Source organism: Siphonobacter sp. SORGH_AS_0500 (genome assembly GCF_031453245.1).
GTDB lineage: Bacteria > Bacteroidota > Bacteroidia > Cytophagales > Spirosomataceae > Siphonobacter.
The window spans coordinates 1,992,950-2,018,167 of sequence record NZ_JAVIYT010000001.1 but is presented as its reverse complement, the minus strand read 5'-3'; the positions used below and the strand labels follow the sequence as shown (position 1 = coordinate 2,018,167).

Annotated in this window: 22 protein-coding genes and 1 other RNA gene; 17 read left to right on the top strand and 6 right to left on the bottom strand. The window is 45.2% G+C overall.

Annotated features, from left to right (window positions below; translation table 11 throughout):
- Nucleotides 1-75 precede the first annotated feature (75 nt).
- The 8 genes from QE357_RS08330 (at nt 76) to QE357_RS08295 (ending at nt 7,141) form a co-directional block, all read left to right on the top strand.
- On the top strand, nt 76-1,914 hold the full coding sequence (locus QE357_RS08330) for a M23 family metallopeptidase (protein WP_309706653.1): 1,839 nt from the start codon (nt 76-78) through the stop codon (nt 1,912-1,914).
- 115 nt (nt 1,915-2,029) lie between these two features.
- Entirely contained in the window at nt 2,030-2,479 is a 450-nt protein-coding gene (bcp, locus tag QE357_RS08325; protein ID WP_309706652.1) for a thioredoxin-dependent thiol peroxidase, read from the top strand.
- Nucleotides 2,480-2,573: 94 nt separating this feature from the next.
- Complete coding sequence (locus tag QE357_RS08320; protein WP_106637644.1) at nt 2,574-3,422, top strand: transketolase; 849 nt, start codon at nt 2,574-2,576, stop codon at nt 3,420-3,422.
- Between the two features lie 88 nt (nt 3,423-3,510).
- Nucleotides 3,511-4,470: a transketolase family protein gene (locus QE357_RS08315; protein ID WP_307142698.1), complete on the top strand. Its 960-nt coding sequence runs from the start codon at nt 3,511-3,513 to the stop codon at nt 4,468-4,470.
- Nucleotides 4,471-4,671: 201 nt separating this feature from the next.
- Complete coding sequence (locus QE357_RS08310) at nt 4,672-5,211, top strand: RNA polymerase sigma factor (protein WP_106637643.1); 540 nt, start codon at nt 4,672-4,674, stop codon at nt 5,209-5,211.
- 97 nt (nt 5,212-5,308) lie between these two features.
- Nucleotides 5,309-5,746 (top strand): hypothetical protein, encoded by a 438-nt coding sequence (locus QE357_RS08305; protein WP_106637642.1) that lies wholly within the window; start codon nt 5,309-5,311, stop codon nt 5,744-5,746.
- Nucleotides 5,747-5,786: 40 nt separating this feature from the next.
- Nucleotides 5,787-6,242 (top strand): hypothetical protein, encoded by a 456-nt coding sequence (locus QE357_RS08300; RefSeq protein WP_106637641.1) that lies wholly within the window; start codon nt 5,787-5,789, stop codon nt 6,240-6,242.
- 245 nt (nt 6,243-6,487) lie between these two features.
- Nucleotides 6,488-7,141 carry a porin family protein gene (locus QE357_RS08295; RefSeq protein WP_309706651.1) on the top strand — a complete coding sequence of 218 codons (654 nt, stop codon included), beginning with the start codon at nt 6,488-6,490 and terminating at the stop codon, nt 7,139-7,141.
- Nucleotides 7,142-7,205: 64 nt separating this feature from the next.
- Here the strand turns inward: QE357_RS08295 and QE357_RS08290 are convergent, their stop codons facing one another.
- Nucleotides 7,206-7,799: a YqgE/AlgH family protein gene (locus QE357_RS08290; RefSeq protein WP_307142694.1), complete on the bottom strand. Its 594-nt coding sequence runs from the start codon at nt 7,797-7,799 to the stop codon at nt 7,206-7,208.
- Nucleotides 7,800-8,505: 706 nt separating this feature from the next.
- Nucleotides 8,506-9,264: a DeoR/GlpR family DNA-binding transcription regulator gene (locus QE357_RS08285; protein WP_307142693.1), complete on the bottom strand. Its 759-nt coding sequence runs from the start codon at nt 9,262-9,264 to the stop codon at nt 8,506-8,508.
- Between the two features lie 108 nt (nt 9,265-9,372).
- On the opposite strand from QE357_RS08285, the gene QE357_RS08280 reads away from it, so the two are divergent.
- The 5 genes from QE357_RS08280 (at nt 9,373) to QE357_RS08260 (ending at nt 14,317) form a co-directional block, all read left to right on the top strand.
- Nucleotides 9,373-10,062 (top strand): HAD family hydrolase, encoded by a 690-nt coding sequence (locus QE357_RS08280; RefSeq protein WP_309706650.1) that lies wholly within the window; start codon nt 9,373-9,375, stop codon nt 10,060-10,062.
- 3 nt (nt 10,063-10,065) lie between these two features.
- Nucleotides 10,066-10,605, top strand: coding sequence for a 5' nucleotidase, NT5C type (locus QE357_RS08275; RefSeq protein WP_106637635.1), 540 nt, complete (start codon nt 10,066-10,068; stop codon nt 10,603-10,605).
- Nucleotides 10,606-10,629: 24 nt separating this feature from the next.
- The gene (locus QE357_RS08270) at nt 10,630-11,790 is read left to right on the top strand and encodes an MFS transporter (protein ID WP_106637634.1); all 1,161 of its coding nucleotides are present in this window, start codon (nt 10,630-10,632) and stop codon (nt 11,788-11,790) included.
- 564 nt (nt 11,791-12,354) lie between these two features.
- Nucleotides 12,355-13,290: an EamA family transporter gene (locus tag QE357_RS08265; protein ID WP_309706649.1), complete on the top strand. Its 936-nt coding sequence runs from the start codon at nt 12,355-12,357 to the stop codon at nt 13,288-13,290.
- 100 nt (nt 13,291-13,390) lie between these two features.
- Nucleotides 13,391-14,317, top strand: coding sequence for an alpha/beta hydrolase (locus tag QE357_RS08260; RefSeq protein WP_309706648.1), 927 nt, complete (start codon nt 13,391-13,393; stop codon nt 14,315-14,317).
- Nucleotides 14,318-14,376: 59 nt separating this feature from the next.
- Here the strand turns inward: QE357_RS08260 and QE357_RS08255 are convergent, their stop codons facing one another.
- A complete protein-coding gene (locus tag QE357_RS08255) occupies nt 14,377-15,405 on the bottom strand; it encodes a LacI family DNA-binding transcriptional regulator (RefSeq protein WP_106637630.1) in 1,029 nt (342 codons plus the stop codon).
- Between the two features lie 284 nt (nt 15,406-15,689).
- Here QE357_RS08255 and QE357_RS08250 point away from each other — a divergent pair, with 284 nt between their 5' ends.
- On the top strand, nt 15,690-16,301 hold the full coding sequence (locus QE357_RS08250; protein ID WP_106637629.1) for an RNA polymerase sigma-70 factor: 612 nt from the start codon (nt 15,690-15,692) through the stop codon (nt 16,299-16,301).
- 592 nt (nt 16,302-16,893) lie between these two features.
- Here the strand turns inward: QE357_RS08250 and QE357_RS08245 are convergent.
- The 3 genes from QE357_RS08245 to fabG form a co-directional block, all read right to left on the bottom strand.
- On the bottom strand, nt 16,894-17,778 hold the full coding sequence (locus tag QE357_RS08245) for a DUF2279 domain-containing protein (RefSeq protein ID WP_309706647.1): 885 nt from the start codon (nt 17,776-17,778) through the stop codon (nt 16,894-16,896).
- Nucleotides 17,779-17,910: 132 nt separating this feature from the next.
- Nucleotides 17,911-19,968 (bottom strand): VWA domain-containing protein, encoded by a 2,058-nt coding sequence (locus QE357_RS08240; RefSeq protein ID WP_309706646.1) that lies wholly within the window; start codon nt 19,966-19,968, stop codon nt 17,911-17,913.
- Between the two features lie 139 nt (nt 19,969-20,107).
- Nucleotides 20,108-20,854, bottom strand: a complete 747-nt coding sequence (gene fabG / locus QE357_RS08235; RefSeq protein ID WP_106637626.1) for a 3-oxoacyl-[acyl-carrier-protein] reductase — start codon at nt 20,852-20,854, stop codon at nt 20,108-20,110.
- A 1,016-nt stretch (nt 20,855-21,870) separates the two neighbouring features.
- Here fabG and QE357_RS08230 point away from each other — a divergent pair.
- The 3 genes from QE357_RS08230 (at nt 21,871) to rnpB (ending at nt 25,124) form a co-directional block, all read left to right on the top strand.
- The gene (locus QE357_RS08230; RefSeq protein WP_106637625.1) at nt 21,871-22,815 is read left to right on the top strand and encodes a Smr/MutS family protein; all 945 of its coding nucleotides are present in this window, start codon (nt 21,871-21,873) and stop codon (nt 22,813-22,815) included.
- Between the two features lie 310 nt (nt 22,816-23,125).
- The gene (locus QE357_RS08225; protein ID WP_309706645.1) at nt 23,126-24,571 is read left to right on the top strand and encodes a DUF4403 family protein; all 1,446 of its coding nucleotides are present in this window, start codon (nt 23,126-23,128) and stop codon (nt 24,569-24,571) included.
- 158 nt (nt 24,572-24,729) lie between these two features.
- Nucleotides 24,730-25,124: RNase P RNA component class A (gene rnpB, locus QE357_RS08220), an RNA gene on the top strand.
- The last annotated feature ends 94 nt before the right edge of the window (nt 25,125-25,218 follow it).

Here is a 25,218-nt window from a genome sequence, read left to right as displayed (position 1 = left end):
CGGTAATGGATTTATTATCCGTCAATAATTGCTATAAACCAGCCCAACTCTAAACCTTTTATCGTCACTATTCCCTTGGTTATTCGTTATATTCTTTTCTTTGCTTTAGTTAGTCTGTCTGCTCAGGCTCAGCATTCTTATCTTTTTCCGATTCTTCCCGGTGAAAACGCTCTATTAGCTGGAACCTTCGCCGAGCTACGTCCGCAGCATTTTCACGCCGGAATGGACATTAAAACCCAGCAACGGGAAGGCCTCTCGGTCAAGTGCATTGAGCGGGGTTACGTATCCAAAATCATTGTTAGCCGAACCGGTTACGGAAATGCGATTTTTGTAAAACATACCACAGGCGAAACCAGCGTTTACGCCCACTTACAGCAATTTAACTCCCGCATTACCCAATACCTCAGACAGCAGCAATTAACTCAGGGCACGACCGAAATCATGGTAAACCCGAAAGCCAATCTATTACCGCTGCAACGAGGAGAAGAATTAGGGCTGTCCGGTAACTCCGGCGGTTCGATGGGACCGCATTTGCATTTTGAAATACGCAATGTTCAGGGACTTAATGTAGATCCGTTGAATTACTCTTTCAAAGAAATTCAGGATGATATTCCTCCCGTCATGGAAGCGTTGGCTATTCGTACGCTTTCAGGCGACTCTCGTATCCAGGGAAGATTTGGTCGAATGGAATACAGTCTTGTTCGGGAAGAATCGCCTAAGCCCTCGGTACACCTGTACCGCATGCGGGATACCCTTCGAGCCATCGGCGAAATAGGGCTGGAACTACTGGCTTACGATCAAAGTAGTGGTTCGTCTTCCAAAAATGGAATCAGTTGTCTGGAAATTCACGTCGATGGTCGGGAGTTACATTACCACCAACTAAGCCAGATTCCAGAGGCCTTTACCGATGATATTAACATTCATACCGATTATGCGACCTATTATGAAACGGGCAAATTCTTCCAGCGGTGTTACAAAGCCGACGGTAACGACCGGGTTCCGATTTATTCTACGGGTTCGGGGAGATTGAGCGTGACAAACAAGGCCGTTCATCAGGTTACTTTAACCATTTGGGATCATTTCCAGAACAAAACGCAATTACACCTGATCGTAAAAGGCGAAGCAACGGAAGGAAATTCCCCCGATCCTAACCTGCGTTGGTCGGTGGAAGAAAACTGGCTGGTCATCAAAGGATCATTACCTGACTCCCTTAATGTATACTTACCGAAAGGGCAGCAAACCTTAACGGCAGTTTATCCGGGGTGTTACCTCTGGGATTTGAGAAAAGGGCTTCCCGATTCGCTTGACGCGGGGACTAAACGCATTCGATTCAACTTTGTTGGGACGGCTTATCCTCAGCAACAAGGAAAGATATTGAATGATCGGCTAACGCTGGAATGGAAGCCCGGCAGTTTATACGATACGCTTTACGTTATGCTTCAGGAAAAGGATGGCAAGTTACTCGTTGGTGAGCCGACCACTCCATTGAAAGGTAAAATAACCATTCATTATCAGCCCAAGTCGCCCATTTCACTCTATGAGAAAACGGCTTTATACCGGGAAGATAAACAATCCGTTTTTGTGGGTGGACACTGGAAAGACGGGCAGTTACACGCCGAAACCAGGTTCTTTGGTACTTATTACCTTGCTACCGACACGCTAGCTCCCACCATTACCCCTGTAAGTATTTCCAGCCGTCAGTTGCGTTTTAAAATTAGAGACAATCTTTCGGGTATAAAATCCTGGAAAACCCGTATAGGTACTGAAACGGTAATTCTGGATTATGACGAGAAGAATAATTTGCTCTTTTCAGAAATAAGAGAAGAAAATCGCCCTTTCCGTGGTGAATTGAAGCTGGAGATAACGGACAATTCAGGAAACAAAGCTACTTTTGGCAGACCGAATCTGAACTAGAAGACAGGTTAGCTTTTCGGAGCTGATTCCAGGAATCTTATTCGGAGATACGTCGTTCTGATAACACATTACTTTCAGCATCCAACCTATCGGACTGCTATCAATTAATAAACTTATGTCTCTTCAAAAAGGTGATCTGGCTCCGGCCTTTGAAGCGGTTGATCAAGACGGTAACCTCGTCAAGCTCAGCGATTTTACTGGCAAGAAAGTCGTTTTATATTTTTATCCCAAAGACGATACGCCCGGTTGCACGGCTCAGGCCTGTAACCTTCGCGACAACTACGAAGCTTTATTAAAGTCAGGTTTTGTGGTATTAGGCGTAAGTGTCGATGATGAGAAGTCTCATCAGAAATTTGCCAAGAAATACGAGTTACCTTTCCCCCTTTTAGCGGATACTGACCACAAAATTGTGGAAGCTTACGGCGTTTGGGTGGAGAAAAATATGTACGGTCGCCAGTACATGGGTACTGCACGGACTACTTTCGTTATTGATGAATCAGGACTTATTGCTGAGGTAATTCAGAAAGTAGATACCAAAGAGCACACCAGTCAGATTTTAAAGTAACGTAGCTTTTCTGCTTTTAATTATTCCAGGGTAATCGCCTAAATTTAACCTCTTTCTTTAGAGATACCCTTTATTGTTTCGCTTATCTATACTTATGAATCTTCAGGACATCGCTTCTCAAGTTCGCCGTGACATCGTACGGATGGTACACGGAGTCAAATCAGGCCACCCCGGTGGATCCCTCGGCTGTACTGATCTGCTCGTGAGTCTTTATTTCAAACACATGGAATTAAAGACCGACGATCAGGGTCAGGTTGTTTTCGATATGGAAGGCAATAACGAAGACGTTTTCTTCCTTTCAAACGGTCACATTTCTCCCGTTCTCTACTCTGTTCTGGCTCATCGCGGTTACTTCCCCGTACCCGAACTGGCTACGTTCCGTAAGCTGGATTCCCGCTTGCAGGGTCACCCAGCAACGGCTGAGCACTTACCCGGCATTCGTATTGCTTCTGGTTCGCTGGGTCAGGGGCTTTCGGTAGCCACCGGAGTTGCTCTGGGTAAAAAACTCAAAGGCGATTCGCATCTGGTATACGTCCTGATGGGCGACGGCGAGCAGCAGGAAGGCCAAGTCTGGGAAGCAGCGACGTTTGCTCCTCACCACAAAGTAGATAACCTGATTGCATTCATTGACTTCAATGGTCAGCAGATCGATGGTCCTACGGAAAAGGTAATGAACAATCGCGACCTCGGAGCTAAATACGAGGCGTTTGGTTGGGAAGTGCTGCACATGGATGGTAACGATTATACTTCACTCGATACCGTTCTGACGCAGGCCAAAGGTTTAGCCGGACAAGGCAAACCCATCATGATCATCACGAAAACTGAAATGGGTCAGGGTGTTGATTTCATGATGCATACGCACAAATGGCACGGCACCGCTCCCAACGACGAGCAATTAGCCAAAGCCCTCGCTCAACTTCCCGAAACTTTAGGAGATTATTAATAAGTTGTCAGTTTACGGTTGTCAGTTGTCAGTTCATAAGCTGATCATCAACTGAAAACGGTAAACAGAAGACTGAAAACTGACTATAATGAAACAATATCCCTATACCGATAAAAAAGATACTCGTTCTGGTTTTGGTGCGGGTATGACCGAACTGGGTCGCACCAATCCTGATGTGGTTACCCTTTGTGCTGACTTAGTGGGTTCGTTGAAAATTGATACGTTTATTCAGGAAAACCCCGAGCGTTTTTTCCAGTGCGGTATCTCTGAAGCAAACATGATCGGCGTTTCGGCAGGTCTGGCCATTACAGGAAAAATTCCTTTTGCGACGACTTTCGCTAACTTCGGTTCCAGCCGCGTGTTTGACCAGGTTCGTCAATCCGTTGCTTACTCTAACAAAAACGTAAAAATCGCCGTTTCGCACGCAGGTCTTACCCTGGGTGAAGATGGAGCCACCCACCAGGTACTCGAAGATCTGGCCATGATGAAGGCTCTGCCCAACATGACCGTGATTAACCCCTGCGATTATAACCAGACCAAGGCAGCCACCATCGCCAGTGCGAACTACGAAGGTCCCGTTTACCTGCGTTTTGGTCGTCCGGTTATTCCCGTATTCATTCCTGAAGATATGCCTTTCGAAATCGGTAAGGCTATTACCCTGAATGAAGGCACAGACGTGAGTATCTTCGCTACAGGTCACCTGGTTTGGGAAGCTCTCCAGGCGTGCCAGCTTCTGGAAGATGAAGGTATTTCTGCCGAAATCATTAACATTCATACCATCAAGCCCCTCGATACGGAAGCCATTCTGGCTTCGGTGAAAAAAACGGGCTGCTGCGTAAGTGCTGAAGAGCACCAGATTAACGGTGGTTTAGGCGAGAGCATCGCTCATACGCTGATAACGAATTACCTGGCTCCTCAGGAATTCATTGGCGTGAAAGATACCTTCGGTGAAAGCGGTACGCCCGATGAACTGATGGAAAAATACGGACTGAAAGCCGCCAGCATTGTAGAAGCTGCGAAGAAGGCAATTGCCCGTAAGTCAAAATAAGATATCGTTCTTCCAACGATTTCAGAGCTAGAGATTAAAGAAATTCTAATCTCTAGCTCTCTTTTTTTCCATTTACTTTACGGTCTGTTTTTCCCTTATTTCACTGATTTTAACATTTCGACAGGGATTTTGCCCGAAACTCGCTTGCAGTGAGGGGTCGTAAATGCATATAATTGCTTTTCCATCACCAATTACCAGACCATGACCGATCAGGAACTGCTTGATAAATTTGCGAACCCGGAGACGCGGAACTACGCGTTCAACCTGCTGGTTCGTAAGTATCAGCAGAAGGTGTATGGGCTTATTCGTAAAATGGTGATCGATCACTCCGATGCGGATGATCTTACTCAGGAAACCTTTATTAAAGTCTGGCAACACCTCGAAACCTTTCGGGGCGATTCGCAGCTGTATACCTGGCTTTACCGAATTGCGACGAATGAAACCTTCAATTTCCTGAATAAAAAACGTCGTCGCTTCTTTTTATCGCTGGATTCGGTAGACCATGAGCTGGAAGCTAAAATTGACGCCGATCCCCTACTCTCGGGCGACGACATTCAGAATAAATTGCAAAAAGCCATTCTTCGGTTACCTGAAAAACAGCGACTGGTCTTTCATCTACGGTATTACGATGAAATGCCTTACGAAGAAATGTCCGAAGTGACCGGCACCTCCGAAGGAGCTCTCAAGGCTTCCTATCACCATGCGGTAAAAAAAATTGAAGAATTTTTAAACGGTAATTAAACTTTAAGAGCTTAGTTTGTTCCAAAGGCAAAATATCAACAAACTGATAATCAGTCATTTCATTTTAATTATCCGCTGATTTTATTGGATATATACAATGGATAATAAAAGAATTCGTTTGGAAGACATTCCAAAAATTAACCCCGTCCATACACCTGACCACTACTTTGAAGATTTACCGCAACGAATTCAGGCTCGTGTGCAGCAAAATCCCACCAAAGTACTCAAACCTCACTGGACGGCTCGCCACAGCTGGCTTACCGCAGGAGCGGCCGCTTCAGTTGCTATTCTGATGTATCTGAGCTGGCCCACCCGGCAGGATTCCATCGGCGTAGAAACGCTTAGCCAGCTCAAAACCGAGGACATTGTTCAATACCTCGAACACGAAAATGTTTCTTTGCAGGATCTTTCCGATACGGAAAAGAACAAAATGCTGATTGATAGTTTAGGTAACCAGCCTTTACCTCAGGTGAAGATTTCCAATAAAGAAATTATGGAACAGCTTTCGCTGGAAGATTTTGAAGACGTTATTTAGTACCATTACCCACCGTTGCCACGGTTTTTCCCTAAGCACTATGAAACTCTGGATCGCAGGTAGTTTATTTTTCTTTTTGTCGCTGACGCTTCAGGCTCAAAACAAGGGTAGAGAAGGCCAGCAACAAGTCCGGGCCGCCAAAATCACGTGGATTACCAACCGATTGAATCTTACGCCCGATCAGGCCAAAGATTTCTGGCCTTTATTTAACGAATACGAAGACAAGCGTCGGGAAGTTCGTCACCGCATTCGCCGATTAAATGGTGAAACGAATAATTTATCCGCCAGTGATGAAGCCATCCGCAAGAACCTGAAAGAGATCATCGATCTACGCCAGCAGGAAGTGGATCTGGAGCGGGAATATCAGGCTAAATACCTGAAAGTGATTAATGTAAAACAGTTATCTGAGTTATATAAAGCGGATCAGCGATTTACCCAGATGCTAATCGAACGCCTTAATCATAATCGACAACCCCGGGAGAAAGATTCGAACTAGGCCCATAATGAATACCTTTGAAGCAATGCATTTTGAAAATGCATTGCTTTTTTTATACAACAAAATAGCCCGAAAACCAGTTAGTTACCGTTAATCAAAGCCTGCATCCGAAACAATTTTTATGTATGGTAAAGTCTGTTGCGTGTAAACTTACGTTCATATGTAAAATGAAAGGCTTTACCTATATCTGCGTTCACTTTATGTCAGGAATTACCCTACCATCTTATCTCAACCAATTCTATCACATGCGTTCGTTATTCATTGCTCTAGGTCTGTTGTGGGCCGGTGTAGCTTCCGCTCAAAGAGAAAATATTTCCATTGGCCCTATGATTGGAGGGACTTATTCAACGCTTCCGAAGCTGGCCGGTAACGGTCTGACGACTAAATACAAAGCAGGTCCAGCCGCTGGTGTTTTCATCAACTATAGTATTAAAGAACATTTTGGTTTATCGGCCAATGTCCTTTACATGCGATGGGGAACAACCATCGAAACGCCCGCACCATCAGCAAATCTAAATCTCGATTATGTTCATGTTCCAGTGTTGGCGACTTACTACTTTGGCAATGACATGGGTCCCGGAGCTGTCCGCCCTAAAATTTTCATTGGCCCATCGGTAAGTTTTCAGACGGGCCAATCAGGAAGTGCTATAATAAATAATTCCGCTTTCAATAAAGTAGATGTTGGAGCAACTGCCGGAGCTGGTTTAAATATTGGTTTTGCTCGTCAACAATGGTTAAATATTGACGTTCGATACAACCTTGGCTTTAGTAAGGTCTATAAAAATATTCCTATGTATAACGATGTTCATAACCAGTCCTTCTCTTTACTCGTAGGCTATAGCTTCCCTCTGGGTTCTTACGATAAAAAGAAGAATTCCTTTTCAGGGAAAAGACGTTAGTTATTCGTGCTTAAGCAAAAACGACCCGGTGATGAGCCGGGTCGTTTTTGCTTAAGCACGAATATTAGTTTAATCTGGGATCGGTAGGATAATGGGAAAGTACACGGTAAGCTCCCCCCATATTCCGTAGCGTAACCCGCCAGAGCTGATCTGTTGACGTATCAAACAGATCGTTTGTATTAACCTTTGAGATAATCCAGGAATCGCGACTTAACTCAGAAGTAAGCTGTCCGGCATTCCAACCCGAGTAGCCGATGAAAAATCGAATGTCTTCGGTTTTCAGCGTACCCAGATTCAAGAGTTTCTTTATCTGTTCAAAGTTTCCACTCCAATATAAATTTCCATCCAACTGAATCGAATCTTCAATCAGATCAGGCCTCCGGTGAATGTAGTGAAGCGTATTTTTCTCCACCGGGCCTCCTACAAACAGAGGGATATCGGGGTAAATGTCTTCTTCAATTACATCATCCAGTAAAAGCTCCGTCGTTTGATTTAACACCAGTCCGAAAGAACCTTGCTCGTTATGTTCACAAATCAACACCACACTTCGCTCAAAATTTTCATCGCCCAAAAAAGGTTCAGCCAATAACAAACAGCCCTTGGTAACCTTCGTTTGAGCATTGTTTTTTCCGGGTAGAAAGTCGCTCAATTCCTTCATGGTCAGTTCTCATTTAAAAATCACTGAAAAACGGTGCTTAAGCAAGATAACTTAATTTTTCAGCATAAACGTGTGTGATATCCGTAAAAAAATCTGCCAAAAGCGAAAAATGGTTATGCGTTTGAAGTTTTGGGTTGGGAGTTAAGCGTTTTGAGTTTTTAGAATTACGCCTCCCGCAATCGCTCGGCTCTGTCGAGTAACGAAATAGATGAACAAGCCGGTGGCATTGAAAACATTTAGGTCAGGCAAACATTAGCTCCCCTATCTCTTTTAAAAAGACAGCCAAAGCCTACAGTTTATATGATAACCCCAAAAACATGCGATTCTTCACGTAGAGACGCGACTTTATCCCCTTTATGCCGTGGTTGGTGAGACACCAACCACAATTTGCGTATAAATGACTGGTGAGGTGAGACATTAGCCACGGCAGGGAAAGCCAGACGCGATGAAGTCACGTCTCTACCTAATGATTTCTCTCGTAGTTGCTCGGCTTTACCGAGTGAGGAAATAGATGAATGGGCCAGTAGAATTGAAAAATGGCTGGATTTGGTAAATCATTTAGCTTACCTCTATTGTCTTTGGGAAACACGGCCACAGGCCTACAGTTAAGTCGTCACTCGGCAGAGCCGAGCGACTGCAAAAGACAGAAATGTAATAAAATCAGTATTCAATCATTCATTCCCTCAATCATTCAAAACTGAACCCCTCACCAGATTTCTACGCCTTTATTGAGGTAAGATGACAAGTTTTCGGTAGGAGCCTGCGACGAGGTTATTAATAAATCCAGCTCTTCGTAATCGCACACTTTACAGGTTTCTGCGGTATTAAACTTATCCTTCCAGGCCGTTGCGATCACTTTCTTGGAAACCTGAGTCATTTTCTGTTTCACCAGAGCCTCTTCCCAGTACGGCGTCGTCACACCGAGTTCATGATGAATGGAACAAACACCCATGATGCACAAATCCGGGCGAAGTCGTTCGATCATATTAATCACTGCCGCTCCGAGGGTTACCTGAGCCCGTTTGAAAATCCAGCCCCCCATCAAATGAACTTCCACATTGGGGTGTTCGCTCAGAATTTGAGCAATGGATAGACTATTCGTAAATATCTGAACCTGAAGTTCTGGTGGTAACGACCGGGCAATTAACATGTTGGTAGATCCATTATCCAGAATAATCGTTTGCCCGGATTCAAATAAGGCCAGTGCTTTTTGTGCAATCTCCTGTTTTTCGGTTTGAGCATAGGCAATCCGTTCCGTCAGTTTCAAGGGAGCTGGAGCTTTAGGAACCGCCGGAACCGCCCCGCCGTGGACTTTTTTCAAAAGGCCATCCTTCGCCAGTTCATTCAAATCCCGGCGAATGGTATCATCCGAAACGTTAAGCTCCTGACTTAATTCCACGGAACTTACCCGTTGTTGCTGAACCAGTTTCTGAAGGATGTATTGAAGGCGTTCTTCGCGGAGCATTTCGTTTTTATTCGTTTTTCTTCCCAAAAGTAACACATATTTAATTTGGAAGTATGCGTTTTGTTACGGTTTTTTGTTGAACCAAATCGTATTAACGAAAAATAACGCATGAAGCTAGTCATATTCGATATGGATGGGGTTTTGGTTGATAGTGAACCCATCTATCATCATTTTCATCCTTATTACTTTGAAACTCAATTAGGCATTACCTTGAGTCAGTTGGAGCTGGATAGCGTCACGGGCGTGGCTCCGAGAGAAATTTTCGGACGGTTTAAAACGATTTATCCCGATCTGCTTCCTGAACCAGCCGTTGTGTACGTTGAACGGGAGTATGATTTGTTGATGGAAAAATTCGCCCGTCTCGATCCACTTCCTTTAGTAAATGGCATTTCAGACGTTCTGAAAAGGTTGGATGAAGAGAATATTCCTATGGTTCTATCCTCCTCCAACCAACGGCGGATGATCGAACTATGCCTGGATCGCTCGGGTTTTCGACCCTACTTTCAGAATATTCTAAGCGGCGAAGATGTACCCCGGTCCAAACCGGATCCTGAGATTTTCCTGCGGCAGGCCGCTTTTTACGGAGTAAAACCCGAGGAATGCCTGGTAATTGAAGATTCTACCAACGGCTGCCGGGCCGCCAAAGCTGCCGGAATGGCTTGTCTGGGTTATGTCAATCCCAATTCCGGGAACCAGGATTTATCGTTAGCCGACTGGCGAATCGACTCCTGGAATGAAAATACCATTTCTCAGTTATTAACCATTCTAAAAAGGGCCGATTTACAAACTGCTTTGTAGGATATGAAACGAATTCTGATTGACATGGACGACGTTCTGGCAGATGCTTCTGGACGTTTCATCGAATATTGTATTAATCGAGTAGGAAAAACGGTTACCCGTGAGTTGTTGCAAGGCTCTAATTGGGCAGAAGCGGTTGATATTCACGCCGATACTGTTAAAACCTGGGTTCATGAACCAGGCTTTTTCCGGGGAATGCAGGTTATGCCCGATGCTCAGGAGGTGGTAAAAAGATTGATGGATCACTACGAAGTTTTCATCGTTTCTGCCGCGATTGAGTTTCCCAATTCACTCAAAGAAAAAGTGGATTGGCTGGCAGAGTATTTTCCTTTCATCGATTGGCGGTATATTGTCCTCTGTGGGCACAAATGGATGATTGAAGCGGATTACCTCATCGACGATCACGAGAAAAATCTGAATACCTTCCGTGGCACTCCAATTTTGTTTGATGCCCCACATAACCAAACGCTGGAAGGTTATCAACGCGTAAAAACCTGGCGTGAAGTAGAGCGGTTACTATTACCTGCTCCCATTGAAGCGTAGACCTTACGACATAAAAACGACCCTATGGTTTCGTCTGAAATCACCCAAACAGACCCATTGAATTACCCGGCAGCTCGCCTATCAGTAAGCACCTTTTTCTTTTTAATGGGACTGAGTTTTGCTAGCTGGGCCGCCCGTATTCCCGACATTCAGCAAGCCATGCACCTTAGTCCGGGGCAGTTAGGTTCTGTTTTATTGGGTATGCCGCTGGGTTCGCTGGTAGCCCTGGCTCCGGCGGGTTGGCTGGTAACGAAAATTGGCAGTCGGACGGTAACCTTATGGTCATTGATTTTTTACGTGGGTATCCTCCCCTTCCTGGGATTTATGGATACGGGCTGGCAACTGGCTCTGGCCTTGTTCTGCTACGGAGCCGCTGGTGATGTAGCCAATATCGCTGTAAACACGCAAGTAGTAAGTGTGGAAGCGGGGTTTGGCAAACCCATCATGTCTTCCTGCCATGGTTTGTTCAGCCTGGGAGCTTTCGCTGGTTCTGCTCTGGGTGGTATTGCGGGGGCCCTGCACATTACTCCCTTTTATCATTTTCTGGGAGTCATGGCTCTTTCGATTTTAATTGCCTTATTGGCTTACCGATCATTGATTAGTACGGATCGGAAAGAGCAAACAAGTTCAGAAAAGACACCCATGTTTGTCCTGCCCGACCGTGCTTTATTACTGCTGGGATTGATTTCGTTCTGCTGCATGCTGACCGAAGGAGCCATGGCCGACTGGTCGTCCATTTATTACCGTCAGAGTGGTGGAGCAGTGGCCTCTATGGGTTACACCGCTTTTACCATCACCATGGCTACGGGTCGGTTTATGGGGGACTGGTTAACGGTTCGATATGGTATTCGAAAAATGCTGCAAATGAGTGGATTAGGCATTGCTCTCGGCATGGCTCTGGCCGTAGGCGTATCTTTCCCGATTGCGGTTATTATCGGTTTCTTAATCATCGGATTTGGGGTCGCGGCAGTCGTTCCCCTGGTGTACTCAGAAGCGGGTCGCTCCGAAACCATGTCTGCGGGAATTGCTCTGGCGGCGGTTTCTACTGTAGGTTACACCGGATTTCTGATGGGACCGCCTCTCATTGGTTTTATTGCCGAAGCGGCTACCCTACGAATAGCTTTATTCTTGGTCGTGATACTGGGTTTAGGCATCTGGTTTTTAGCTCATCGAGTCAAACGCTAGGAGATTCTAGCTGAAAACGCTTGGGTACATCAGAAGCTTAACAGCGGTAAAATGCCCGTACGTTTTTCTGAAAATACTATCGTAGCTGTTTTTTCATGCCTGCTGATAAAGAAAAAACTCCGCTCAAACGAGCGGAGTTTTTCAACCTTCCCACTATAAACTACTCTGATAAAATCGTGTATATCGCGAAGAGCCGAAGCTCTATTTCTCTTCTTAGGGTCATAAGCTCAGAAAAGCCGTTTCCTGATGCTAGGTTTGATGATTTATGGACGAAAAAGTCAATTGAGAAATCTGCTTTTAATCTCGAATGATTGATTTTTGATGCCTCATCTACATCTTCGAAAACCCCTTCCTTCCTTCAACTAATCAAAAACTAATTGTCACAATACCAGACCGGGTTTGAATTACGCAAGGAGCCTTTTTTTAACAAAATCTCTAAGTCGATTTTAATCCTATTTTAAGTTAAGCATGACTTAAAATATACGCTTTCTCAGCGGCTTCATCGGCAATCTAACACGTACTCCCTGTGGATTCCTGTACCTTTGCTTCGCTTTTTTCAATGCTATGAATCACACGTCTACTCTGAAAATCTGGTCAGGATTACTTTATTTATACCTGGCCTGGGGAAGTACCTATTTGGCTCTTCATTACCTCGTTGAAACCGTTCCTCCGCTAATGGCTTCTGGCATTCGAAATTTTTCGGCGGGGATTATTATGATGATTTGGGCAAAAGTTACCGAACCCAACGTTCGTCTGAGTTCCAAAGCCTGGCTTACTTCTCTCCTCATCGGAACCTTGTTGCTGGGTGTAGGGAACGGGGGTGTAACCATCGCTTTGGCCTGGGTTCCTACGGGTTATGCAGCTCTCATTGTCGCAGCCGTACCGATCTGGCTGGTTCTGTTGCAGTGGCTCTGGCTAAAAAATATCCCAAGCCCCATGGTCATCATGGGCGTATTAATCGGGCTCGTCGGCGTCGGTTTATTACTTGATTTCAATTCATTCTCGCTGGAAGGCGATTCGGCTCAGTTCACATTGGGCATTATCGCGTTATTAACGGCTACGTTTTGCTGGAGCCTGGGGATGGTTATTTCTCAGCGAGCTCAGCTACCTTACTCGGCAGCTTACCTTTCGGCCATGCAAATGTTGGGCGGCGGGACTGTAACCTTATTAGGAAGTTTGGTGGCAGGTGAGTTTCCTCTTTTTAATCCATCGGGTTTGAACGCCAGCACTTGTTATTCCTTTTCATACCTGCTTATTTTTGGTTCGCTCGGTGGATTTACCGTATTCAGTTGGTTATCCCAACGTACGTCACCCACGTTACTGGCGACTTATAACTACGTTAACCCGCTGGTTGCTTTGCTATTAGGTTACTTATTTGTTAACGAACCTCTGTCATTAAAAGTAGTATTGGCCGCAGGAATTATCATTTCGGCTGTCATTCTGATTTCGGTGGGGCAGCGATTGAAAAAACGAGCAGAGCCTGTTTCTCAGGAATCATAAATTCAGGATCATTTGAAAAGTGGCGTTCGTAAGGTTAATTGCCCCCTAGTATCGTCTCATTTCAGATGCATTGAACAGAACTTTAATCTCTATTGATCCTATGAAAAAACCATGGTTGGTTTTATTAAGCAGTATGCTCTTTCTAAACGTGCAGGCTCAACAGGTTATCCCTCTTTACGACTTCAGCCCGATTCCGAATCAGGGCCCCAAAGCTTCTCTGACCGATGAAATTGAGGAAGGGTCCGGGAAAGATTCTTTCCATCGAATCAAAAATATAACGAAACCTTCCATTACCGTTTACAAGCCCGCCAAACCTAATGGTACGTCAGTTATTATTTGTCCCGGTGGTGGTTACTACATTCTCGCCATTGACCACGAAGGCGTTGACGTAGCGAAAATGTTCAATGAAGCGGGCGTTACGGCTTTCGTATTGAAATATCGACTTCCTTCTACGGCGAACCTGATGGAGGTAAATGAGATTGGCCCTTTGATGGATGCCCAGCAAGCCATCCGTCTGGTACGTTCCCGAGCGAAGGAGTTCGGGATTAATCCTGATCGCATTGGAATTATGGGCTTTTCAGCGGGGGGTCACGTAGCGTCAACGGCTGGAACACATTTCGAAAAACCCGTGGGTAACTGGAAAGGTCGGTCAGACGTTTCGGTTCGCCCGGATTTTATGATCTTGTTATACCCCGTTATTACCATGGACCCATCCTTTACGCACATGGGTTCACACGATGCCTTGCTCGGTAAAAAGCCAACGGCTGAACTGGAAACGGAATATTCTAACGAAAAGCAGATTACTTCAAAAACGCCACCAACGTTTCTGGTTCACGCAGCGGATGACAAAGCCGTTCCGGTTAATAACTCCATCAGTTTCTTTCAGGCTCTGGAAAAAAACGGCATCCCCGTCGAGCTACACGTCTATCCGAAAGGCGGCCATGGGTTTGGAATGAATAATAAAACCACTCCCGATCAATGGACTGAACGGCTGAAGAACTGGATGAGTACACTCTTCAAAGACTAGTCATAGCGTAATAAACCAGAAAGGCTCCGACGTCCGAACGTCGGAGCCTTTCTGGTTTATTAACTCCGTTGAGAAGATCGCCGGACCACCAAGTCGGTTTGTAAAATCCGGGTTTGGTAACGAATGGGCTTCCCCTTCTTTTCGATCAAATCGATTAATAATTCCGCGGCCTGTTGCCCCATTTCAAAGCCGGGCTGAGCCACCGAACTCAGCGGCGGATCTAACAAGGGAGCAATCGGAGGATCTGAAAAGCCAATCAATGAAACCTGATCGGGCATTTTCATGCCTACCTCCCGAATGGCTAAATGGGCACCCAGAGCGATGCTCGTACTCGCGGCCAGAATTCCGTCGGGATGATCTGTCAAGTCTGAAAATAACTCCTTCGTTAACTGATTCCCACTTATTTGCCGAAAGGGCCCTTCCACCAACCATTCACTTCGGATAGGTAAATTATGCTTTTGTAAAGCAGCTTTAAAACCCGCCGTTCGTTGTTGCACAATAGGTAAGTGCTGAGGTCCGGTTAAGCAGGCCAGTTTTCGGCATCCCTGTTCAATCAAGTGTTCCGTGCCCCGAAAAGCTCCGTCAAAATCATCGACAATCACCTGATGCGTTTGGAAGTTTTCTACTTTCCGATCGAAGAAAACAACCGGTATGCCCTGCTCCTGTAACGTATGAAAATGATCCAGATTACGAATTTGGCTGGCGGTAGAAACGATTAACCCATCCGCCCGACGCACCAGAATGTTTCGTACATCGGTTACTTCGCGTTCCACTGAATCATGGCTTTGATAAATCATGATGTAATAACCCATCCGGTACGCCACATCTTCAATCCCGCTAATAACTGAGCTAAAAAACGAATTCGCAATTTCAGGAACGATAATGCCAATCGTCTGGCTACGACTTCGTTGCAAACTCAAAGCAATAGGGTTAGGCGTATAACTCAGCTCCCGGGCTAGTTCCAATACACGTTTTTTGGTTTCGGCTCCAATCTCACTGCTGTCTCGCAAAGCTCGGGAAACGGTCGATTTAGATAAGCCCAAGCGTCGGGCAATTTCTTTCAGTGTAATGATGGGTGTATTCGCCATAGGAGAAAGCAGCCTTTCTATAAATAATACAATTTATTTCCTACCCATTAAAAGGGCTATTGTTAAAGGCTTTTGAATTGAAATTGAACTTTACCAAAAAAAAACTGAAGTAAATATAGTTCCGGGAACGGTTTCGGGAACGGTTGCGTGAAAATATTTTCATATTCCTTTGGTAGACGGTTCATCACTCCGCTAATATCATTCCATGATTTCGCCAGAATTTGATTCGGTAAAAATCAGATTTCCAGGAATAATCGAATGTGATATCTACTAACCTCAGGTCTATGAACAGCACGTCCCGCCGTCCTACTTTACGCTCAACAGTGGCAAAATCGAAGGTCACTACTGCTCAACTGTTCGAACGTTTCATTCAAAATGCCGACGCTACCGCTTTCTCCGACCTGTACCATCGGTATCACAAGCGGTTATTGGTGTATGCAACCAAGATTCTGAACTCAACTGAGCTGGCTGAAGAAGTCGTATTGGACGTGTTTATGCACTTCTGGACGAATCGTTCCCGTTTGCAAATTCATACCTCATTTGAGTCCTATTTATTCCGTTCGGTGCGTAACCTGGCTTTCGATTATTTAAAACATTACCGTCACGAATTACATTTACACGAAATTACTCCAGAAGTAGCCAATTCGCTGCCTCTGTCTGAAGACCGTCTGGCAGATCAGTACGATTACCAGATTGTTAGCAATTTCATTGAAACCAATATTTCAGCTTTGCCTAAACGCTGCCGCTTGATTTTCCGCATGAGCCGCGAAGAAGGGTTGATGTATCGGGAAATTGCAGAAAAACTAAACCTCTCGATTAAAACCGTAGAAGCCCAAATGGGCCGGGCACTGAAGATGCTACGTTCTGCCTACGAACAACAATTTCAGGCCGTATAAGCATACCAACCCACTGTAAGATTGCCCAAAAAGCCGTTGCCTAGTAACGGCTTTTTTGTTGTTTATTCACTTCCTATAACCTAACCTGTCCTCTCGAACAAAGTAACAGAATTTTTCCACACCTGGTTGGTGTCCTCACCAACCAATAGGCTTTTTCTAATGGCTGGTGAGGACACCAGCCAGGGTGAAACCTGTTATTTCGGACGAAATAAGAGAATTCATGAAGGAATGGGAATACCTGTGGTTTACGAAAGTCTTGTATAAAAGGAATGGGTTACTTAAAAGACGAAAGGGCCTTCGCTACGCTCTGAATGACAGATGTAGGCAAAAACTCCTCTGGGGTTAAATTTAAACGTTTGCCTAGGTTATCACTTGGGTCCATCCAGATCGGATTTATCTACCTTGCATCTCACCCCGGGTTGCACCCGGGGCTATTGATAATTAAACCCCGCTGGGGTTATACCTTCCATTTCCAAACGTCTTGTCTAACTTTACAGGTTCTCCCTTTCCAACTCAAAACTCAAAACCGTAGCGACGGTCGCTCAAAACTGAAAACTCAAAACCGCAGCGGCGGCCGCTCAAAACTGAAAAACTAAAAATAAACCGGATGCACCTTTATTTTGAACTTGGGAGGAACCTTAGAAACCCGGAATTCTACCGCTGGAGCCGGGATTTTGAAGCAATTGGCAATAAAAAGCAAACTGCGGAGAAGGTTAGAATGCGTAGGAATTCGGGTTAAATCCAGGTCAGGAGAGATGAAAAACTGCCGAACCGGGCGACGGCCCATCGCCACACTTTTCTCGTAATCGGCAGAAATCATATTATCAATGCCGTACCCTACGGCGATGTTCATCAGCTTAGGCCAGCGAATCTGACGATCATCTAGTTTCTGAAAAGAAGCAGGATTTACGGACAGCCAATACGTTTGCCCGTTGTAATCTTTCAGCCAGCTTTCATTCCAGCTTCTTCCTAATAATTCTGGACGTTCCCGGGCGAGTTTAGTGGAGTGAACACTCCACTTGGGCGTGAAACGAACTTCTCCCCAGCTTAACTGCTGAGCAACCAATAGGGCCGGGCCCGTTACATTCGCCGCAATGTCACCCAGAGAAAAACCGTATTCGGGCGAAAACCCATCCAGGACTTCGATGGGTAACATGAAGGTAATTCCGCTGGTAGCTCCCGAAACGGCAGCCTGCTTATTATTCATTCCCGCCCATTGGTAAGCCGCCATTCCGATGCGGGCGATCTGGTAAGCGGTATACGCATGGCCGGCCTTGTCAATCTGCAACCACTCCTGATTGTCGTTGAACGTATGGAAGTTTTTCAGCGGCTTTTTATACCAAGCCTTACTCAACCCATAAATCGTTCCGGCGAAACCTACCCCCTGCCCGATTAATAATCCATTCAGTCGATCCTGCCGAATCTGGCCGAAAACCGATGATGTGGTCACTAAAAGGATCAGGAAAAGTATACGCATAGGAAACATTCTGAGTTGCAAATAAAATACATCCCAGCCAAGTGCCTGCGTATTATTCAGAATTGGCCTCTTTTAGAAGTTAGGAAAAGGAATGAATCAAGTATTTATAAACAAATAATCTCAAACCCACCCCTAATAACTCCCAAGGTATTTCCGAACGCCCCATTCCAAAGCCAACAGCGTAATAAGAATGAAGAAAATCCAGCGTAAGTTAATGGGTTCACGGAGGTCTTCCGTACTGGTAAGTTTATCGGGTAAATCGCGGCTTACTAATGCTTTTTCAAGGTTATCTAGTTGACTAGCCGTAAAAAACTGTCCACCTGTCTGCTGGCTCAACTGGCGTAGGCCATTATAGTCAGCGGTGGTATTGGCTAGCTCCAGTTGTTCATCCCGAATGATAAATTCACCCGAAGCCGTTTCGTCTTTGCCCAACACTTTTGCCGTTGCCGTATATTTGTAAACCCCAACGGGTAAGTTACTGATTTCAAATCGACTGGCAGAAGAAACATAGGTATACTTGCGAGTCTGTCCTTTTTCATCCGTTACACTTAGGGCTACTTCCGGACCATAAATTCGCTCGTAGAGATCGTTATAAATTTCAGTTTCCAAGGACACTCTATCTTCAATCTGGAACTGATGCTGCGTGGGATATATCCGCAATTTTCGCTTATCGTCTTTTGCCGATAAAAACTGAATAATTTTCGTAAAAAGATCATCTACGGCTTCCTGTTTTTCGGTTAACCGATACTCCTCCAAACGCCATTCCCATAGCCCTTCTCCTAGTAATATTGCCCCGCGTTTAGCCCCCGTATTCAACACTAACAGAGGTTTCGTGGTCTCGATGTTATTCTTTTTCTGATACAGTACGACTTCCGAATTGGCCAGCGGCTTCACTTCCCCAAAAGGCACCGTCATAGGTGGGAGCCGACGCAGTAACTCCATCGTTTCAGGGTTCAGATTCAATCGGGTAAAATTACGGTTGTAGAATCCGGTTACCTTATCCACCTGTCCCGGTTGCGACTGAATCTGAGCAATCTGCTGAGCATTATTTAAGGGCGTTGTACCCGTTTGACTGGCCACAATCCAGAAAGCTGGAACACCCGTATCCAGTAATCTTTTGATATACGGTCCAGCCGAATTAAAGGCATCCGGTTGCTGATGAAAGATTATTAAATCATATTTTTTGTCAGAAGGCTGAGCCGGAGAGCTAGGGTTAACAATCTGAAAATCAAATTCAAAATTGTCATTTTTTTCAATAATACTACGAATGGCTTTAATGTCCGGGTGCGGAGCAGAAGCCACTACTAATATCTTTTGCCGACCATCAATGACTTCGATGTAAACATCTTTTCGGTTATTCCGAGTATTGAATTCACCAGGTAATGGCAGTACTTCTACCGTCAAATGCTGAACGCCTTTGGCCGAAGCCTGAGTTGTGAAATTAACCGTCGCTAAAGCATTTTCTTTATCAAAGCGAACGGTTTGCTGGCTTAAGGTTTGCCCGCCTTTCCGAAGGAGAACGGTCGCCGTTTTTCCGGCATACCCATCCGCTACTACATCCGCTTGTAACGGAAACTGATTTCCCAGATAAGCAATTTGATTAGCCGAAAGAGATTTCAGATTAACGTCGCGTTTTGGAGTCGTATCTCCTACCGCCAAGGCATGAATGGGAAAGGGGTAAGAATTGAAAGTCGGTGAAGCTCCGCGATTAATAATGCCGTCTGAAAGCAGCACTACGTCCGTCACGTTTCGGCCTTCAAGATTGGTTTTGACATGACTCAATAAGCCGGAAAGATCCGTCGATTTTTGGGTAAATTGCACAGAGTCCAACGTTGAAACAGGCGTTTCCCGTAGGGTTTGCAGGGCGACGGTATAGCCCTTATCCTGTAAAGATTCACTCAGTTTTTTCAGTCCTGCCTTCAGATTTTCGCCCAGTTTTCCTACCGAAGCGGAATTATCCAGAGCTAGAACCACCGTTTTCTTTTCTATACTAACTTCCGTTTGCCTCAGTAATACATTGAGCAATAACAAACATAGCGTAGACACTACTACGAACCGAAGCCCGGCTAAAGCCAGATTAGCAGGTTTACTCCAGGAAGACTTGGGTTGATAAAGAAGAAAAGCGTAGAGTCCACCCACCAAAAGGCATAACGGAATCCACCACGGCGACGACTGAAAAACGAAGTTCAAATGGGTTAGCGTTTTGGGTTTGGGGTTTTGAGTTTCGAGTTTGGGTTATTAGTTATCAGTACAAGACGTGGTGGCAGCCTTTATCTACTTTTAACTAATAACCCAAAACTCAAAACCTATTAACTCCCAAACACATTTCCTAGGTCAATAAACCACCGTTTACGTGGATCGTTTGACCTGTAATATATTTTGACATATCAGAACCCAGGAATACGCAGGCGTCGGCCACTTCTTCAGGCTCGCCACCGCGTTTCATAGGGATTGAGTTCATCCATTCTTCTACGGCTTTCTCGTTTACTTCACCCGTCATTTCGGTAACGATGAAACCGGGAGCAATGGCATTGGAGCGAACGTTACGGCTGGCTAATTCCAGGGCAACTGATTTCGTAAAACCAATGATTCCCGCTTTAGAAGCCGCGTAGTTAGCCTGCCCTGCATTTCCACGAACGCCAACGATAGACGTCAGGTTGATGATTGAACCGCTCTTGGCTTTCATCATAGTGCGAGTAGCCGCTTTCGTCAGGTTAAATACGGACTTCAGGTTCACCCGGATTACTTCGTCCCAAGCCTCTTCCGTCATCCGCATCAACAGACCATCTTTCGTAATACCAGCGTTGTTAACCAGCACATCCAGCGTTCCGAAATCAGCCACAACCTGTGCAACGAGTTCTTCCGCCGCCTTGAAATCAGAAGCATCTGAACGGTATCCCTTGGCTTTAACGCCCAGAGCGGCCAATTCTGCTTCAAGAGCCTGACCTTTTTCTACACTCGACAGATAAGTAAAGGCTACGGAAGCACCTTCCTGAGCGAAGCGTGTGGCAATGGCCCGGCCAATTCCCCGGGAAGCTCCCGTAATCAGGGCAACTTTTCCTTCTAATAAAGGCATAACTAATAAAAGTGTTTGAAGTACAAGTAACAAAATTAACCGCACAAAATTAGAATTCAGTTTGGAGTTAGCAGTTTTCTGTTTTCTGTTTACGATTTACCCTTCGTCCCGAAAAGAAAATCCACCAGTAAAGACGTAGATTTCTCACTTGATTGTGGATGGTTTTTTATCTCTTATTTCATTAAAGCTCCCTGACGTGCAGGCCATACTATCCCTGTACTCAAATGTCATTAATTAAAATTTCTGGATGACCCGGGGCTATTCATGTATGATTCCCACGGGGTTATTACTTGCCTTTTCAAAACGCCATTACGGGTTTCTCTTTCTCTGTTTTTGTAACACCAACCCCGGCATTCTCCCCAGCTCGTCATCCATCCGCCATGGTTGGTGTATAGTGATCAGTGACGGATCGTTAGGGTCGGCCCAGTTATGATTCCATCACCCTGGTTGGTGAGGACACCAACCACTATGCTTTATATGGATGGCTGGTGAAGATACCAGCTAGGGGGAGGGTCCATCTATAGGGAACCCCGGATTGTTATCCGGGGCTATTCAGGTTCAACCCCTCTAGGGTTATGGTTCCCTTTTCAAACCCCTTCCCTACCTTTATAGGTTTCCGCCCTGGTTGGTGTCCTCACCAACCACTATGCTTTATACGAATGGCTGGTGAAGACACCAGCCAGGGGCAGGGTCCGTCCATGGGGAACCCCGGATTGTTATCCGGGGCTATTCATATTAAACCCCTCCGGGGTTAAGATCTCCATTTCCAAACGTCTTGCCTACCTTTACAGGTTTCTCTTTCCAAACTGAAAACTGAAAACTGAAAACTGAAAACTGAAAACTGAAAACTGAAAACTCAAAACTCAAAACTGAAAACTCAAAACTCAAAACTCAAAACTCAAAACTCAAAACTGAAAACTCAAAACTCAAAACTCAAAACTCAAAACTCAAAACCGCAGCGGCGGCCGCTCAAAACCCCTTACCTTTGCTATTTCAAGTGAATACTACGAATTACTATGAATATTGGAGATCGAGTTCGGTTAGTGCATGGCCGCGAAGAAGGCATTATTACTAAATTCCTGGCGGGAGATTTGGTAGAAGTAGAAATTGAAGCCGGTTTCCGGATTCCCGTGCAAAAGCGGGAAGTATCGCTGATTTCACCAGAAGAGAAAAACCGGTTCCGGACCGTTCCTGCTCAAAATACGGATGCGATTAAGCCTCGTCATTCGGAAGTTGTCGCCAACAAAGGCTTATACCTGGCTTTTATTCCCGTAAATGACCGGGAAATGACGATGTATATCGTTAATAATACGGATTGGGACGTTCCTTTCTCAGTTATCAATGGTTCTGAACCTCATTTCAAAAGCCTGGGATCAGGCATTCTGAAAGCTCGCAGCAGCCAGAAAACGGGCGACTGGCAGGTAAAGGATTTTGAAAGCTGGGGCGTATTTACCGTTCAGGCTTTATTCTCTCGCCTAGCCTTTATGCAGGTACGGCCGCCCTTGGAAAAGAAAATCCGTTTCCGGGCAGGGACTTTCTTTAAAACGAAGCAGCGGATTCCCGTGCTTGACCAGGTCGGACACTTATTTCAACTGGATGAAGAAAATATCCAGCCCGAAAAACTGAAAGAAAGTCTGACAGAGAAGAAAGTGGAAGAAGTAAAGCCGGTACTCGAAAAACCCGAAACTACGGTTGATCTGCACATTGAAAAGTTAACCCGTCATTTCCTGGCGATGGATAATGCCGAAATGCTGGAGCTTCAGATGAAAACGTTTAATACCGCCCTGGAAAACGCCGTTGCTCACGGTCTGGACGAAATCATTTTCATTCATGGCGTTGGTAATGGGACTCTTCGCACGGAGATTCACCGCAAACTGGGTCGTCACCCCCACGTAGCGTTTTTCTCTGATGCTCAGAAAGAGAAGTTTGGATATGGAGCTACCCGGGTGAAAATTAAATAGTTTCCCATTTACTGTTTTCAGTTTTCAATACAAGATAAAAGTAGGTTCGTCGTGGCTGATTCTTTCCTACGTTGTTCTGGATTATAAATCCCAAACAGATCGCTTTCGGATTACAAATCCGAAAGAGCGTGCAGCCACGACAACAGCGTTTTACACTCAATGCATCGCATCTTTACCCAACTGAAAACGGTAAACCGACAACTGAAAATTCAAAAATTTACTGCTGGTAAAATCTTTTAGGGAATAAATGTATTGATTCATTCGTACTCCTATCATATTCATTATTCCATCATTCCGAATTCCCTAAGTAATGCATCATTATCAGTGCCGTTTTCCTTTTTCCAGTGGTTTTTGGGCGGCAATTGGATTCCTTTTTTTGATTTCGCTCGGGGGCTGTCAACCGAAACGTTCGGTGTCCAGCAATCCGCCAGCCCCCAAGGAATCGTATCTCTACACGAAGAAACAAGTGGAAAGTCGTCGATACCTCTCAACTATTAATCTTCCCGTTGACATTTCATTACTGGAAGTAGAACGTCAGATTAATGCCAATTTAACAGATTTGATTTATGAAGACCTGAGTTACGAAGATCAGGATGATCTCATGGCCCGGGTCTGGAAACGAGGCCGTATCCTGGTTACACCCGGAGCCAGCGTCGCGAATGAAAGTTCTTTGAATCTGAAGGTTCCGCTAAAAATCTGGATTAAAACCCGTTATAGCGTTTTGGGGTTATCTACCGAAAAAGAGCTTAATTTCGAGATTGACGTTCGTTTGTCGACGCGGTTTATGATTGCTCCCAACTGGGATGCCCATACGACCACCAAACTAGAGGGGTATGACTGGGTGACCAAGCCCGTTTTGAAACTCGGCCCCCTTTCCATTCCGGTCGCAGGATTGGTAGAAAAGGCTCTGAATTCAAAAAAATCTACGCTTGAGAAAGGTATTGATGACGCAGTTGCGAAGAATATTGAAGTAAAAAAATACGTCATTCAGGCCTGGAATGCGGCTTTACAACCCTACCAGGTATCCGAAAAATACAGAACCTGGTTAAAAATAACACCGGTTTCCATTCAGATGTCACCCCTGCGGACGGTGGGCAAGACGATTCAATCGACCATCGGTATTCAGACCTATACGGAGACCGCCTTTGGTGAAAAGCCTGTTATTCAGAACGTCACTCAGGTTCCAGATTTAAAATTGGCGACTCAGGCAACCGATGAGTTTAAAATTGGTTTAGTTAGTGAACTCTCCCACGCCGAGGCCGAACGAATGGTATCAGACACCGTCGTGGGACAGAAGTTTACGTATGGTAACTATTCCGTGGAAGTGACTTCCATTAAGCTTTATGGAGATGCCAATGCATTAGCCATTCGGGCTGGCTTGAAAGGAAGCATTGATGGATTTATCTATTTCAAGGGTATTCCTTATTATGATCCAGTAAGCAAATCGGTTACTTTGCGAGACATGGATTACGATCTGGAGACACGTAGTTTCCTCTTTAAGACGGCGAACTGGTTATTGCAAAGTCGTTTGCGGAAAACGTTACAGTCAGCTTTAACTTTTCCCGTTGGCGAACCCATCGTAGAAGCTCAGAAGCAAATTCAGGCTTTATTAACGAAAAATCAGGTAGCCAAAGGAGTAACCCTAACGGGTAAAATTGAGTCCATTACCCCCGATCAGGTGTACCTGACTTCGGGATCGATATACGCCGTAGTGTTTGCAAAAGGAAAAGTCCAATTGCATGTCGACGGACTTTAGTTTAGTGATTAGTGGACTGTTTTCCGTGGTCATTTTCAGGTAACATCATACATTTTCACTCCTTTACTCTGTGGTTAATAGAACAGCGTACTACTGAAATTAACGGAAAACTGGAAATCGAAAACTGAAAACTAACCACTCACTGCTTACCTTTGTAGGCAGCAAGCCATCTTATCGCTTCCTTTTTAACCGAAGGAAGAGGAAAGTCCGGGCAGCGTAGAGCACCGTGCTACCTAACGGGTAGGCAGTTAACTGGCGACGGTTAACTGACAGCTAGTACCACAGAAAAGATACCGCTTTTCTTCGGAAGAGTAAGGGTGAAAAGGTAGGGTAAGAGCCTACCGCTCCTTTGGTGACAAAGGAGGCAGGGCAAACCTCACGGGCTGAAAGACCAAATAAACCAGCGGTACCCGCAAGGGTCGAAGGGCTGCTCGTCCGGTGCTGGTGGGTAGGTCGTTAGAGGCGTCGGGTGACTGGCGTCCCAGATAAATGATAAGACGTTTTTGTGTAACAGCAAAGATGACAGAACCCGGCTTATCGGCTTGTTTTTTTCTAGTAAAAAGAAGTGAGTTCAACCTGTTCAAAAGCTATTCATAGCTCCTGGTCAAGCATTCTCCTCAACCGGAATCGCTTTCTATTTAATGTGC